The organism is Streptomyces sp. NPDC050610 (assembly GCF_040654875.1).
In the GTDB taxonomy this organism is placed as follows: domain Bacteria; phylum Actinomycetota; class Actinomycetes; order Streptomycetales; family Streptomycetaceae; genus Streptomyces.
In genome coordinates, this window is the sequence record NZ_JBFAIV010000012.1 from 125,841 (window position 1) to 140,172 (window position 14,332).

Sequence of the window (14,332 nt, forward strand, 5' to 3'; positions counted from 1 at the left end):
CTCGATGACGTCGCGGCGATGGCGTCCGCGGCGATGGCCGTAACTGCCCCTGTCCCGTAAGCAACTGCCGTCACAGTCATTGTCCGGCGTCCCGACAGCCCCTACGTTGAGCCGCGCCTTAATCCGGCTTGACCCGCCGCGCAGGCGGCGGGCTTCGGGAGGACACCATGCGCAGACGCACATCCCTCCGCGGCGCCATAGCGGCGGGCGTCGCCATCACGGCGGCGCTCGCCGCCGCCACGACGACGACCGCGGCGAGCGCCGCCGGACCCGGCTCGGCGCCGCCGCCGAGTCCGCGGCCCGTCGACCGGGTCGAGTACTTCACCGGTCCCGGCGGCCACCCGCTGCACACCGCCGTTCCCGCCGCGGAGCCGCTCTCCCGGGCGGAGCGGTCGACGATCGCCGCCGACGGGGACGTCACCTCGATCGTGCGGAACGGGCCCGTGGGCAGCAAGCTCGACGTCGTCTTCATCGGCGACGGTTACACCGCCGCGCAGCAGGGCGACTTCCACGCGGACGTCCGCGCCAAGTGGGCGAAGATCTCCGCCGTCGAGCCCTACGCCTCGTACAAGACCCTCTTCAACGTCTGGGCCGTCGACGCTGTCTCCCGCCAGTCCGGCGTCTCCGGCGACCCGGTGAGCAGCGTGGTCAAGGACACCGCCCTCGGCTCGGCCTTCTTCTGCGGCGGCACCGAGCGGCTGCTGTGCGTGAACACGAACAAGGTCGAGTCGTACGCCGCCAAGGCCCCGGCCGCCGATCTGGTGGTGGTGCTCTCCAACTCCACCAAGTACGGCGGCGCGGGGTACAACGACGTCAGTTCGCGGGTCGGTTACGACGGCATCGCCACCGCGTCCTCCGACCACGCCCAGTCCGACCAGATCGCCGTCCACGAGACGGGCCACTCGCTGGGCAAGCTCGCCGACGAGTACGACTACGGGCAGCCCGGCACCTATACCGGGCCCGAGCCCGCCGAGGCCAACATCAGCAAGCTCACGGCCGGCCCGATGGGCTCCCAGCGCAAGAAGTGGTACCGCTGGCTCGGCCAGACCTCGCCGGACGGCGGGACGGTCGGCGCGTACGAGGGCGGCGGCTACTACCAGCGCGGGCTCTACCGCCCGACCCAGAACTCGATCATGCGGACGCTCGGCCGGCAGTTCAACCTGCCCGGCCGCGAGGCGATGATCGCGGGCTTCCACCGCCACGCGTCCGTGCTGAGCAGCGCCACGCCGACCGGCCGGCCGCTGGCCCGTACGAGCGGCATCACCGTTTCGGCCCCGGCGTCGGCGCGTATCCGGTGGTACGTCGACGGCCGCGAGGCCGGGTCCGCACGGGGCGCGGCGACGGTCGTGCCGCGCGCGCTCGGACTGCCCGCCGACGGCCGTCCGCACACCGTCACGGCCCGCGCCGCCGACCGTACGGACGCGGTCCGGGACCCGGCGCTGCGGGCGCTGCTCACGGGGTCGCTGAGCTGGCAGGTCGTCGGCTAGCCGCGGGCCGGGAGGCCGTCGGGCGCGGCCTTTCCGGAGGCGGTGCACACCTCCAGCAGGCCGCCGTCGGCGTACGCGCGGGTGAGCCGGTGGAAGCCCCGGTCGAGGACGTCGTGGACGTCCTCCCGGACGCGGTCGACCGGCTCGCCCGCCGCGAGCTCCCCGTGCAGGACGTCGAAGGCGGTGCTGCCCACGGCGACGACGAGCGCCGCGAAGAGGGTCAGCTCCTGCCGGTGCACGGGGTCCGCGCCCGCCGCGCCGGCCCGTTCGACGAGGTGCTCGGTCAGCAGCAGCTTCCGCTGCTCCAGGAGCGGCAGGAAGCTGCGGCGCAGCGCGGCGCTCTCCAGCAGGATGCGGGCGAAGACGCGGCCGCGGCCGGCCCACTTGTCGGACAGCACGAGTTCGAAGGAGTCGATGTAGAAGTCCCGCAGCCGCGCGAGGAGTTCGGCGCCGGTGGGGGCGTCCGCGACGGCGTCGGGGAGCTTGGCGATGAATTCCTGTCTGCGGCTGAAGAAGATGTCCTCTTTCGAGGCGAAGTGCGTGAAGACGGTGGCGGGGGCGACGTCGGCCTCGGCCGCGATCCGGGTGAGGGTGACGGAGTCGAAGCCCTGCTCGGCGAAGAGCCGGAAGGCGGCGTCGTAGATGGCGCAGCGGGTGCGTTCCCGTTTGCGGGGGCGGATTCCGGCCCCGGCGTCGTGGGCGGCTACGGCGGTGGGCGTGTGCTCCGTCATGGGTCCAGGGTAGCCCGGCCCCGAAATGAAAATATAGGTGCTACATTTTTAGAGCTGCTCTAGTTTCTGTTGGGGCGGCGCCACCGCACACGGCTCGGCGCGCCACCGCCGCGCGCATCTCCTCCGCGCGCCGCCGCGCACCGTCCAGCACCACTCAGCACCACCAGGAGCCCCCGCCATGACCACCGCGTCCGCCCCGTCCGTCACGAGTGCCGACACCGGTCACCCGCCCGCCCCGAAGCGGCTGCCGACCACGGCGATCCTCGTCATCGCGTGCGCGGCGCAGTTCATGGTCATCCTCGATGTGTCGATCGTGAACGTCGCGCTCCCCTCGATGCGGGACACCCTGCACCTGACCCCCGCCGGCCAGCAGTGGATCGTCAACGCCTACACCCTCGGCTTCGCCGGCCTGCTGCTGCTCGGCGGTCGCGCCGCCGACCTCGTCGGCACGAAGAAGGCGCTGCTCACCGGGCTCGGCGTGTTCACCCTCGCCTCGCTCGTCTGCGGCGTCGCGAGCAGCGGCGGGGCCCTGGTCGCCGCCCGCGCGGCGCAGGGCGTCGGCGGCGCGGTCCTCGCGCCCGCCACCCTCACCCTGATCATGACGACGTTCACCGAGCCCAAGGCCCGTACCCGCGCCATGGGCGCCTGGAGCGCCGTCATGGCGGCCGGCGGCGCGACGGGCGCGGTCATCGGCGGCATCCTCACCCAGTACGCGGGCTGGCGCTGGGTCTTCTTCGTCAACGTGCCGCTCGGCGTGGCCCTGATCGCCGCCGCCATCGCGTACGTACCGGCCGCCGCCGGCATCCGGGGCGGCCTCCGCCGCCTCGACATACCCGGCGCCGTCTCCGTCACCGCCGGCCTGACCGCCCTGGTCTACGGCATCATCTCGACCGAGAGCCACGACTGGAGCGCCCCGGAGGTCTGGGCCTCGCTCGGCGGCGCCGTGCTCCTGCTCGCCGCCTTCGTCCTCATCGAGTCGAAGGTCGCCCACCCGCTGGTGCCGCTCGCGATCCTGCGCCGCCGCACCCTGGCCACCTCCAACCTCGTGGTGCTGCTCATGGGCGCGGCCATGTTCTCGATGTGGTTCCTGCTCTCCCTCTACCACCAGCAGGTCCTCGGCTTCAGCGCGATCCAGGCCGGGCTCAGCTTCCTGCCCGGCTCCTTCTCGGTCATCGTGGGCGCGCAGCTCGCCACCCGGCTCATCGGCCGGGTCGGGCCGCGCCCGCTGCTGGTCGGCGGCATGCTCCTGAGCACCGCCGGGTTCGCCTGGCTGTCGTTCATCGGCGCGCACGGCAGCTACGCCACGGACGTGCTGGTGCCGCTGATGCTCTGCGCGCTCGGCATGGGCCTGTCGATGATGCCCGCGACGGTCGCCGCGACCACCGGCACCGCCCGCGCCGAGGCGGGCCTGGCCTCCGGCCTCGTCAACACCTCCCGCCAGGTGGGCGGCGCGATCGGCCTCGCGGTCCTCGCCACCATCGCGTCCCACCTGACCGCCTCGCACCTGGCGTCCCACCCGCACGACACCGCCGCCGCCCTGACCGCCGGGTACGGGCGCGCCCTGCTGGTCGCCGCCGCGTTCACCGCGTGCGCGGCCGTCGGCAGCCTCCTGCTGCCGGGGCGCCAGGAGCGCCACCCGGCGGCGTAGCGCGAAAGAAGGCTCCCCGGTGCGGTTGTCCGCACCGGGGAGCCTTTTCGTGCCGTGAGGTCTACAGAGCGGTGGTCATTCCTCCGTCGCACCGGAACGTCGAGCCGGTGAGATAGCCCGCCCCGTCCGAGCAGAGGAAGGCCGCCAACTCGCCCATGTCCTCGGGCGTTCCGTACCGGCCGGCCGGGATGAGTCCTTCCGCGCCCGCCCGGACCTCGTCGGCGGTGACGCCCCGGTCACGGGCGCGCGCCGCGTCGACCGCCCGCACGCGCGGGGTGTCGATACGGCCGGGAACGATCGAGTTCACGGTGATCCCGTTCGCCGCGACCTCGTTCGCCAGCAGTTTCAGGTACGAATTCACGGCGGAGCGGACGACCGAGGAGACGGCCAGCTCGCCGATGGGCGCGATGACCGAACTCGACGACACGTACAGCAGCCGGCCCCACTGGTTCTTCCGCATGGTGCCGACGACCGATTCGACCACCTGCCGCAGGGATAGGAACATCGAGCTGTACGCCTGGGCGAAATCGTCGGACGTGGCGGCGGTGACCCTTCCGGGCCGGTATCCCGGACCGTTGAGCACGACGACGTCGAAATTCCCGCCGTACAGCGACAGGGCGTCCGCGATGGTGTCCGGCCGGGAAAGGTCGAGCGCGATCCCGGAGACGGCGGGGGCGCCGGCCGGCGACGCGATATCCGCCGCCGTCTTCTCGGCCCGTTCCGCGTCGCGGCCGGCGATGGTCACCGCCGTGCCCCGAGCGGCGAGACTCCGCGCGATGCCCAGACCGATACCCGAGGTCCCGCCGAGGACCAGGGCCGTCTTGTCACGCACTGACCTTCTCCTTTCGATTCGCGGCAGTGGTGAATACGTGCAGGGCCAGCAGTACGGCCGCGAACCCGAGGAAGATCAGCACGATGGTGGTGAAACCGGTGATGAGCACGCTGTCGAAGACCAGCAGCAGCAGACCGGTGAAGAACATCTTGATGGCGCCCTGCACCGCGCTGGCCGCCCCGCGCGACTTCTCCACCATGGTCATGCTCAGGGTCAGGGTGAGCGGGGCCACCACACCGCAGGTGAAACCCAGCGCGACCGAGAACAGGCCGATCTTCCACAGGCTGCTGTCCAGGTCCGCGAAGGCCGAGACCACGAATATCACCAGATAGGCCACGAGGCCGCGGAGATACGTGTCCTTCGGCGTCCAGCTGATCCAGCTGTTGAAGAAGGACCCGCAGATGATGGACACCGAATACAGGATGTAGAAGAGGCTGTTGCCCAGCGGGCTGACCCCCAGCGCGTCGAACGCGAAGGGCGCCGTCGCGTAGAACGCGATGGTGAAGGAGAAGATCAGCGCCGAAGCGATGCTGTACGACGTGAAGTTGACGTTCTTGAGGACGCTCGTATACGCCTCCACCTTGCCGGTCTTCGCCTGACCGCCCGCCGGCGCCGGATGCGTCTCCGGCATCAGCGCGGCGATCATCACCAGCCCGGCGATCACCGCCACCGCGAACAGCAGGAACTGCACGTGCCAGCCGAAGTGGATGCCGATGAAACTGCCGATCAGCGGCGCCAGCGACGGCGACAGCTGACTCGCCATCGAGAAATAGGAGAACGCCTTGCGCAGCTTTCCGGGCTCCTGCAAGGTGTCCACGATCAATGCTCGGGATATCACGGTGCACGATGCTGTGCCCAGGGCGGTCAGCACGCGGGAGATGTCCAGCACGACGATGTTCTGGGCGAGATAGCCCAGGAAGAGCCCCACTGCGGCGACGCCGAGCCCCGAGGTCAGGGCTATCTTGCGGCCCTTGGCGTCGGAGAGGCTCCCGTAGAAGAACTGGGCCAGGCCGAGCACGAGCATGTAGAACACGATGAGGTTCTTCATGGTGCCCTGCCCGACTTCCAGATCCTTCTGGATGGTCGGGAGCGACGGGTTGAAAAAATCTACTGCCATCAGACCGATGACAACACTGAAAAAAGCGAAGCAAAGTACGCGCACTTCGTTGCTCGTAAACTTCGCACCAGACATCTCCGCCGCCTACCTCTGTGTTATTTCTGTGGTGCGCATCTCGGCCCGCGCCGAACGGGCCGAGTCATGCATGACGTTCACTCTTCGACCGCGCGAAGGATTTCAGGTTCTCCTGGTACGACCGCGCCGGCGTGGCGGCGTCGCGGTCGACGGCTATGTGCAGTACCTGGACGCCGCCGTTGCCCTTGATCTTCTGCACTACGGTGTCCAGCTCTTCGAGCGTCGTCGCCCTGAACCCCTCCGCCCCGAGGGACTCGGCGAACTTCACCCAGTCGTGGTCCGGAAGCACGCTCAGCTCCGGAAGGTTCTGCCTGTTGTTCATATGCGTCGCGCCGTAGGCGGAGTTGTCGAAGATCGCGAAGATGATGTTCCTGCGATATCGCACGGCGGTCTGGATCTCCGCGCCGCTCATGAGGGCGCAGCCGTCCCCCGTGATGACGAGGCACGGTTCCTCCCGGGCGAAGGAGACGCCGATCGCCGCGCCGAACGCCCAGCCCATGACGCCCATGGTGGTGCTGGAGTAGAAGCCGGCGTCGATACGCGTCTGCCAGTAATGCGTGGCGAAGGACCGGTGATTTCCCGAATCCGCGATACAGGCACGGTCGCCCAGCCACTTGTTCAGGCACTCCACCGCACGCCCGGGGTGCATCGCGCCGGAGTCCTCATCGGGAAGCGGCACGTACAGCGGAATACGCTCCGTACGTTCCCGAAGTTCCTCGTTCCAGGCGAACTTGGCGCCGTCCGCCGCGCCATGCCCCGCCAGCGAGGCTTCCCAGTGGCGCAGGAACAGCAGCTCGTCGCAGAGCAGTGTCCGGGAGCCCGGGGAGAAGTTGCCGATGTCCTCGACGGCCGAGGTCACCTCGATGACGTTCTTGGCACGGGAGAGCCGGGCGTCGTACGCGTTGGTGTTCCACTGCGTGGGCCGGCACCCGAGCAACAGCACCGTCTCCGGGGCCTGTTCCGTGAACAGCTCGGTGGCCCGCAGATTCCCGGAGTACCCGAACACGCCGACACTGTTCGGGTGGCTCTCGGTGAAGGCGCCCTTGGCGTCCACGGTGCAGCCGACGAGGATGTCGTGGGATTCCGACAGCCGGGTCAGCAGCTGCCGCACATCCTTCTTGTTGGCGTGCGAGCCCACCAGTACGGCGATGCTCGCGGAGGAGTTGACCGTTTCGAGGACGCTCTCCAGCTCCCGCTGGTCGCACTGCACGCGCGAATTCGACAGGGCACGCGCGCTGATGGCGGATTCCGTCGTCTCCGCGGCGAGCACATCCGCGGCATAGGACAGATACACCGGCCGGGTCGGGCACTCGACCAGTTTCCTCAGCGTGATGTTCCAGTACCGGATCGGGTGCCGCGCGCTGCGCACCTGGAGCGCCGAGCTCGTGACGGGCGTCAGCATCGCCGCGACGTCCAGGCCCGTGGGCGTCACGTCCTGGAGGGCGTCGTGGGCGTCGAATCCCCTCGGCACATGTCCCGACAGCAGCGTGACGGGCGAGCGGTCCGCGTTGGCGTTGACCAGGCCCGCGACGGCGTTGGCCACCCCCGGACCGTCCAGCGCGATCGCCACGCCGGTGCCCTCCGACGCCCGGGCGTAGCCGTCGGCCATCGCCGCGGCCCCGCCTTCGGCGGCGGCGATCACCGGCGAGATCCGGGGATGGCCCGCCGGGTCCGCCGCCCGGTAGTTCGACATGAACGCGTTGATCATCTTCCCCGGGACCATGAAGAAGGCCGAAACCCCTTCGTCCCAGAGGGAATCGAGGATCACGCGCGACACGTTCGGCATCAGCGGGATTCCTGTTCCACGATGTCGGACAGGCCGCGGTACCCGATGCCTTCGGTGAAGACGGCCCTGCCGCAGGACTCCTCGATCAGCTCGCGGGAGATGTTGGGCAGGTCGGCGAAGAAATTGTTCGCCTTGTGGCTGGTGAAATCCGAGATGTGCAGCTTCTCCGTCAGCCGGGCCCGCAGATACCGCAGATAGTCCTGGGTGACCGCGCCGCCCACGGAGAAGGTCCACTGCAGGGCGAGGCGCTCGACATCGCTCTCGACCTGCGGCTGGGTGCCGCGGTGCACCGCGCGGTAGTCGAAGATCACCAGATCCCCGGCCCTGTTCCGCACCGTGTTCTTCCGCGTGTACTCGTGGTTCTTGACGAGGCCCTCGCGCTCCTCGCGGGAACGCAGCGGGCTCGACTGGACGATGTCCATGCCGCCGCCCTTGAGGGGGTCGTTGTCCTGGAGATAGATGTTGAACATCAGGATCGCGGGGAAATCACCGGGCTTGTTGACGGGCACCGACAGCATGCGGTCGTCGATGTGCCAGCCCACCACCAGCCCCTTGCGGATGGTGAAGTTCGGGTACAGCAGCAGGGAGCCGACCTTGTTGTTGAGGTCGGCCACCATCTCGTAGAACTTCTCGGAGAAAAGCGCGTCCTTGAGCTCGGGGCTCTGGAGGAACAGGCTCGGCGGCATCGTGCCGCCGACGCCGTTCGAGAGGATCTCCTCCGACACGCCCCGCAGGCTCCGCACGGTCTCGGGATCGAGGTAGTTCTCGATGACGCAGTAGCCCTCTTCGGCGAGCTGGTCGAAGTGCGCGGCCTCGAATACCATTTCTGATCCTTCCTGGAATGTCTGCGACTACGCTGCTTCGACGGGGTGTTCCAGCACACCGATGCCGGTGACCTCGGCGCGTACGGTGTCGCCGGGCGAGATCACCGCGGCGCCGGGCGTGCCGGTGGCGATGACCGTTCCGGCCGGGAGCGTGCGGCCGGCGGAGAAGTACTCCAGGATCTTCGCCGGGTTGTGCTTCATATTGGCGGCGGTATTGCGCGCCACGACCTCGTCGTTGAGGTAGGTGGTGATGCGGATGTCCTCAAGGTCCTTGGCCTGCTCCTGATCGCACAGCACCAGGCTCGGGCCGATACTGGCGAACGTGTCGAAGCCCTTGCTCCACGGGATGTACCGGAGGTTCTCCCGGATGGCGTCCTCGGCCGTCATGTCGATGACGGTGGTGAACCCGAGAATGTAATCGAAGGCGTATTCCGCGGGAACGTTCTTGGCATCCCTCCCCAGCACGATCCCCAGCTCCGCCTCGGCGGTGACACGGGAGGACTGCGCGGGGATCTTGATGGCGTCGCCATTGGCGATCACGCAGCTGTACGGGCGCAGATACGAGCCCGGAAAGGCGGGCTGGGTGGCCTCCAGGTCCTTCGCGTGGGCCACGAAGTTGAGCCCCACGCCCCAGATCTGCGGTATGGACGACAGCAGCAGCGAGTCGCGGAGGGAAGCCTTGCCGACGTTGACGCCTTCATGGCCGGCGGCGCGCTGCTCCCGGAACGCGTCGGACAGCCGCTGCATTTTCTGCCCCGAGATGAGCTGGGCGACATCGATCGGCAGCGTTTCGTTCAGTACGCCGGCGAGCTGGCGCACCGACGCCTGGTAGCCGTCGTGGTCCTCCAGGACGATGTCCTGCTGCTGGTCGACAATGTGCGGGTAGACCTTGATATTCAAATTCCTACTCCGTCTCCATGAAGGACTTCGCAATGGCTTCGATGTCGGTGCGCCCGAGGTCCTGCTGATAGGCCAGCGGCTTCACCGCGTCCATCAGCGTGGTCCGGCTGATCGAGTACTTCTCGGCCATGTCGGAGATGGCGGGGAAGTTCTTCGAATGCAGCCCGTACAGCGCGCCGAGCACCTGTAGTTCACGGTCGGTCTTGAGGGTCTCCAGCCGGGAGACGCAGTACTCACTGGTGTAGGCGAGCGCGTCCGTGTTGTAGATGCGCTTGTTCTCCCGCAGTTCCAGCGCGGCGGCCATCTGCTCCAGCACGGCGTTCCCGGCGTCCCGGCCGAGCCCCGCCAGCGTGCAGTCGACGATCGACGCGCCGTTCTCCGCGGCGGCCATGGAATTGGCGTTGGCCAGCCCCAGGTTGTTGTGCCCGTGGAAACCCAGCGGCGTCCTCAGTTGACGCGACGCCGAGCCGAAGAGCTCCGCCGTGCGCTCGGGCAGGAACTGCCCCACGGAATCGACGAAGTACAGGCCGTCGAGGTCGCAGGAGTTCTCGATCCGGCGGCCGATTTCCACGGCCTCCTCGGCATCGCACACATGCGACTTCATCAGATTGACGAAGACCGTCAGCCCGAGCTCCTTGGCACGCTCGACATAGTCGAAGACGAGCTCGTACGCCTTCATGTCGGCCCCGATGCGGGTGAACTTCATCCCGGCGTCGGCCAGCGGCTCCAGATCCTCGACGGAAGCGACCGCGGCCTGCGCGAACATGCCCCAACTGGCGTCCGCGGGCAGGAACCGGGCGGCGAGATCGCACCACTCCCGATCGGAAATGTTGGACTCGGCGATTGTATTTCCCTTGATGCCCAGCCCGTGGCCGACCTCGATCCATTCCAGCCCGGCCGAACTGACGGCCGCGAGTATGGTCTCGATGGTCTGCATGTCGAACTGGAAATTAACGGAGTATGCGCCGTCCCGCACCGTGCAGTCCATGATGGTGTGCCGAGGCGGTTGCGGGAGCGGGGGCGTGCGATGCTTGTTCACTGGCATGACTTTCCTCCTGTTGATTTCCCATTGATGAACGTTTTGCGCGCATCGTGCAGGTGTTGAACAGGGGTGACGCAGTGTGGAGCAGGCAGCGGAAAGCGGCCGCGACGGCGCGGACGGAAATGACAGGCGGGCGACGCTGGCAGCCTGATTCCATCGGGCCGATACGGGGGCCGGATCGAAATGAAATGCTCCTCGAATGCGGCTAAATGTAACATTGAGCCGCGATGACTACATCGATTTCGAGGACGGGAAAGAGAGTCGGAGATGCGCCATGGCGACCTTTACCGACCCATATTCCGAGTCGGCGGGGTCGGAGCCCATGGCAAGGCTCCGGTGCAGGGCTTGCGGCATGCTCACAGCAGTCTTCCCCCGACTGTCATGGTGCTGATGAAGCGCGCGGACCGTGCCGGCCGGCCTCGCTCGGCCAACCTCGATGCATACTGAATCAAGGTGCCGGTGTAGCCCGCAACCACTTTCAGGTTTCTTGAGGCTTTCTTTACACGGTGTGTGACGCACAAGACGCCGTGCGTCGACCGGAGTTCACGCACATGCCGACCGCCCGCCCTTGCGCCGCAAGCGCGATGCCGCAGCAAAGTCCCTACCACTGAGGCAAGTTGGAGTGCGCCCCTTCCCGAATCAAGTGACGTGGGCCACTCTGAAAACATCAGGATGCGCGTTTCCGACCGTACAGAATTGCCGGTCCGACGCCGTAATTGAACCGTCAACGCGCCGTCTGTCTGATGTCGTCTGATTCGCCAAGTCCGCCCCACTGCTGGGCATTTAGGATGGGCTTCCGGGCGATGCGCCGACGGTCCGGGGCGCCGGACCCGAGAAGACTGATGGCCTGTCAAACTATGGGCTTGCGGGCGGCGCGTCCGTTCGGGATTCAACAGCGGTGGGATTCCCGTTGATTTGCGCCGCGAAGCATCTTCGCGGCAGATGATTTCCGGTGCGGGGTGACGGGCCGCCGAGCGGATGTGCCGGCCCTCGGCGCGCGGAGAGCTGCTTCCCGCCATGCTCCCGGCGGGCCGTCGTTCGCCGCGATCACCGCGCCTACAGTGTCCGGACGGCCGACGGGGGGCGACGGGGGCCGGCGGGGAAGAGGCATGCGGTCGCCCGCATCTGGTTCGACGCCGAATCCGCCATCCAGCGCACCCGGCTCACAGCCCACCTCAAGGAAGCCGACGACGCCCGCGAGGCCGTCGAAGAGTCCGTCGCCCAGGCCAAGGCGGTCGGACGCCGCGCCCCGGAACGGTGACCGTCTCCGGACGGCGGTGAAAGCCGCCTCGGCCGCCTCATGAGCCCCGTACGGACGCCCGTAAAGCGATTGCACAAGCGTTCGATTTCGGTGAGGGTGGTGTCCTCTCCGCGTCAGAAGGGCGCGGGTCCTGGAACGGATGGGTCAGCCTTGTCCTCAGCCACGCCCACGCCCACGACCACGCGCGCTGTCGTGGAGAACCTGCTGCGCCGGATCGGCGAGGGGAACCCCGAGCGGATCGCGGAACTCTACGCGGAGCGGAGTGACTGGAAGCTGGACTGGCCGGAGGCCGAGCACGGCCGCGCCGCCACCCCGTGGATCCGCCACCGCGTCACCCGCGCCGACGCCGCCGCCCACTACCGCGAACTCGCGGAGCACCACGTGCCCGAGGGCGCGGCCACCGAGATCGAACGCGTCCTTGTCGACGGCGACGACGCGGTCGTACTCGGCGAGATCCGCCAGACCGCCCGCTCCACCGGGCGCGCGTACCGCGCCCGGTTCGCTCTGCACCTCACGGTCGAACACGGCCTGATCGTCCGCCACCACGTGTACGAGGACAGCCTCGCCGTCGCCCAGGCATTCGATACGGATGAGGCGCGCGGGGATCGCTGAGTCGGGTGCGAAGTCCGCGTCGTCCGAAGCCCGTTGAGGACCGCGGCCCGCGTCGCCTCCGCGGCGCGGGCCGCGCCCCCGACCCGCCAGGAGCGGTCCGGTACGGTACCCGCCCGCGGCCGGGAGTGTGGGGCAAGATGAGGCCATGGGGACCTTCGGTGGAGACGGTCGGCTGCTCGCCGGGCGTTACCGGCTCGGGGAGCGGCTCGGGCGGGGCGGTATGGGGACGGTCTGGCGGGCCACCGATGAGTTGCTCCGGCGCGAAGTCGCGGTCAAGGAGCTGCATCTGACCGATGCGCTCTCCGCCGCCCAGGCGGACGAGCAGCGGCAGCGGACGCTGCGGGAGGCCCGTACGGTCGCGCAGCTCAAGCATCCGAACGTGATCGTCCTGCACGACGTGGTCGAGGAGGACGGTCGGCCGTGGATCGTCATGGAGCTGGTCGACGGCCGGTCGCTGGCCGACGCGCTGGCCGCGGACGGGCCCGTCGGGGCGCGGGAGGCGGCGCGGATCGGGGTGGCGATGCTGGGGGCGCTGCGCGCCGCGCACGCGCAAGGAGTGCTGCACCGCGACATCAAACCCCCCAATGTGCTGATGGAAGCCGGTACCGGGCGCATCGTGTTGACGGACTTCGGGATCGCCCAGGTCTCGGGGGTCACGACGATCACGGAGACGGGCGCCTTCGTGGGGTCGCCGGAGTACACGGCCCCGGAGCGGATGTCCGGCCGTACGACCGGCCCGCAGTCCGACCTGTGGTCGATGGGGGTGCTGCTGTGCGCGGCGCTGAGCGGTGAATCGCCGTTCCGGCGCGACTCGTTGGGCGGAATCCTGCACGCCGTGGTCTACGACGAGATCCGGCCGCCCGTCGCCGCGGGGGAGTTGCTGCCCGTCGTGCGGGGCCTGTTGGAGCGGGACCCGGAGCGAAGAATGGGGGCGGAGGAGGCGGAGGGGCGGCTGCGCGCGTATCTGCGGACAGGCCGGATGCCGGTGCTCGGACGCCCGTACGCACCGACGCAGGCCGGCGTCCCCGTGCCCGTGGCGCCGTCCGCCGTCGCGTCCTCCTCCGCCGCCACCCGGATCCGGCGGTCTTTCCCGCGTCTGCCGGCGGCGTCCCCGGAGGCGCTGTCGCCGGAGGCGGCGCAGGCGACGCGCTCGAACCGGGCCCGGGTCGCGCTGATGGCGGCCGTCGCGGTCGTCGCGCTGGCGGGGGTGGGCGCGGGGTTCGCCGCGCTGATGCTCGGCGGCGGCGAGGGCGGCGGCTCGGGCAGCACGTCGGGGAGCGCGTCCGGCGCCCCCTCGGCCGGCACCTCGACGCGCACCTCCGGACAGCCCACGGGCGACCGTACGGGCCACACCACACCGCCCGCCTCGAAGCCCTCGGACTCGAAGCCCTCAGACTCGAAACCGTCCGACTCGAAGCCGCCCGCCTCGGAGCTCGCGCCCGGCCCCTCCGCGCGCGTCACCGTCCCCGTCGGCTACCACATGGTGCGCGACCCGGCCGGGTTCACCCTCGCGGTCCCCGACGGCTTCACCCGCTCGTTCGAGCCGCCGCGCGTCTTCTACTACGCGCCGGGCAAGGCGTTCCGGCTCGGCGTCCACATCCAGGACCAGCGCCCGGAGGGCCCGATGGGCGCGATGCGCACCTCGCACGCCGAGGGCGCGGGCCGCTATCCGGGCTACCGCTCGGCCCGCGTCGAGCGGTTCTCGCGCGCCGGGCGCCCGGCGGCGCTGTGGGAGTTCACCTGGAACGGCTTCGACGAGGACGCGGGCCCCCGCCACACGTACGACCTGACGTGGAACGAGGGCGGCAAGATGTACGACGTGTGGGTCTCCTCCCCGGCCGGCGAGGCGGCCGCGGGCCGCCGCCACTTCGACACCGCCCTGGACACCTTCGTACGGACCGAACCGGACTCGGCGCACTGGGCGCCCTGAGCCCCCGAGCCCCTGCGCCAACAACGCTTTCCGCACCCCCTGACCTGCGCGTTCGCATATCCGCGCCACCGATCACTGGCGCAGTTG

The 14,332-nt window shown here is 69.1% G+C and carries 11 protein-coding genes; 4 read left to right on the forward strand and 7 right to left on the reverse strand.

Annotated features, from left to right (window positions below; translation table 11 throughout):
• Positions 1–167: 167 nt before the first annotated feature.
• Positions 168–1,487, forward strand: coding sequence for a M64 family metallopeptidase (locus tag AB0I22_RS17330; RefSeq protein ID WP_363131626.1), 1,320 nt, complete (start codon positions 168–170; stop codon positions 1,485–1,487).
• Here AB0I22_RS17330 and AB0I22_RS17335 read toward each other — a convergent pair.
• Entirely contained in the window at positions 1,484–2,218 is a 735-nt protein-coding gene (locus AB0I22_RS17335; RefSeq protein WP_363131627.1) for a TetR/AcrR family transcriptional regulator, read from the reverse strand. The two genes, AB0I22_RS17330 and AB0I22_RS17335, sit on opposite strands and share 4 nt — an antisense overlap.
• 178 nt (positions 2,219–2,396) lie before the next feature.
• Between AB0I22_RS17335 and AB0I22_RS17340 the strand changes: the two genes are divergently transcribed.
• Positions 2,397–3,866, forward strand: a complete 1,470-nt coding sequence (locus tag AB0I22_RS17340) for an MFS transporter (RefSeq protein ID WP_363131628.1) — start codon at positions 2,397–2,399, stop codon at positions 3,864–3,866.
• Positions 3,867–3,927: 61 nt separating this feature from the next.
• Here AB0I22_RS17340 and AB0I22_RS17345 read toward each other — a convergent pair whose 3' ends face one another.
• From AB0I22_RS17345 to AB0I22_RS17370, 6 genes are all read right to left on the reverse strand, one after another.
• Positions 3,928–4,698 carry an SDR family oxidoreductase gene (locus AB0I22_RS17345; protein WP_363131629.1) on the reverse strand — a complete coding sequence of 257 codons (771 nt, stop codon included), beginning with the start codon at positions 4,696–4,698 and terminating at the stop codon, positions 3,928–3,930.
• Positions 4,691–5,890: an MFS transporter gene (locus AB0I22_RS17350; RefSeq protein ID WP_363131630.1), complete on the reverse strand. Its 1,200-nt coding sequence runs from the start codon at positions 5,888–5,890 to the stop codon at positions 4,691–4,693. The genes AB0I22_RS17345 and AB0I22_RS17350 overlap by 8 nt, the downstream gene beginning before the upstream one ends.
• 64 nt (positions 5,891–5,954) lie before the next feature.
• Entirely contained in the window at positions 5,955–7,676 is a 1,722-nt protein-coding gene (locus tag AB0I22_RS17355; protein ID WP_363131631.1) for a thiamine pyrophosphate-dependent enzyme, read from the reverse strand.
• A complete protein-coding gene (locus AB0I22_RS17360; RefSeq protein ID WP_363131632.1) occupies positions 7,676–8,500 on the reverse strand; it encodes a phytanoyl-CoA dioxygenase family protein in 825 nt (274 codons plus the stop codon). Before AB0I22_RS17360 ends, AB0I22_RS17355 begins: the two co-directional genes overlap by 1 nt.
• A gap of 27 nt (positions 8,501–8,527) precedes the next feature.
• The gene (locus AB0I22_RS17365) at positions 8,528–9,400 is read right to left on the reverse strand and encodes a fumarylacetoacetate hydrolase family protein (RefSeq protein ID WP_363131633.1); all 873 of its coding nucleotides are present in this window, start codon (positions 9,398–9,400) and stop codon (positions 8,528–8,530) included.
• A gap of 4 nt (positions 9,401–9,404) precedes the next feature.
• Positions 9,405–10,445 carry a hypothetical protein gene (locus AB0I22_RS17370; RefSeq protein ID WP_363131634.1) on the reverse strand — a complete coding sequence of 347 codons (1,041 nt, stop codon included), beginning with the start codon at positions 10,443–10,445 and terminating at the stop codon, positions 9,405–9,407.
• Between the two features lie 1,408 nt (positions 10,446–11,853).
• Between AB0I22_RS17370 and AB0I22_RS17375 the strand changes: the two genes are divergently transcribed.
• Positions 11,854–12,315: a nuclear transport factor 2 family protein gene (locus tag AB0I22_RS17375; RefSeq protein ID WP_363131635.1), complete on the forward strand. Its 462-nt coding sequence runs from the start codon at positions 11,854–11,856 to the stop codon at positions 12,313–12,315.
• Between the two features lie 145 nt (positions 12,316–12,460).
• Positions 12,461–14,245 (forward strand): serine/threonine-protein kinase, encoded by a 1,785-nt coding sequence (locus AB0I22_RS17380; protein ID WP_363131636.1) that lies wholly within the window; start codon positions 12,461–12,463, stop codon positions 14,243–14,245.
• Positions 14,246–14,332: the final 87 nt, after the last annotated feature.

Bases quoted from the DNA above. Each gene is read 5' to 3' on its own strand.
- AB0I22_RS17330 (WP_363131626.1), top strand. From the start codon at position 168: ATGCGCAGACGCACATCCCTCCGCGGCGCCATAGCGGCGGGCGTCGCC.
- AB0I22_RS17355 (WP_363131631.1), bottom strand. From the start codon at position 7,676: ATGCCGAACGTGTCGCGCGTGATCCTCGATTCCCTCTGGGACGAAGGG.
- AB0I22_RS17370 (WP_363131634.1), bottom strand. From the start codon at position 10,445: ATGCCAGTGAACAAGCATCGCACGCCCCCGCTCCCGCAACCGCCTCGG.
- AB0I22_RS17380 (WP_363131636.1), top strand. From the start codon at position 12,461: ATGGGGACCTTCGGTGGAGACGGTCGGCTGCTCGCCGGGCGTTACCGG.
- AB0I22_RS17340 (WP_363131628.1), top strand. From the start codon at position 2,397: ATGACCACCGCGTCCGCCCCGTCCGTCACGAGTGCCGACACCGGTCAC.
- AB0I22_RS17335 (WP_363131627.1), bottom strand. From the start codon at position 2,218: ATGACGGAGCACACGCCCACCGCCGTAGCCGCCCACGACGCCGGGGCC.
- AB0I22_RS17350 (WP_363131630.1), bottom strand. From the start codon at position 5,890: ATGTCTGGTGCGAAGTTTACGAGCAACGAAGTGCGCGTACTTTGCTTC.
- AB0I22_RS17360 (WP_363131632.1), bottom strand. From the start codon at position 8,500: ATGGTATTCGAGGCCGCGCACTTCGACCAGCTCGCCGAAGAGGGCTAC.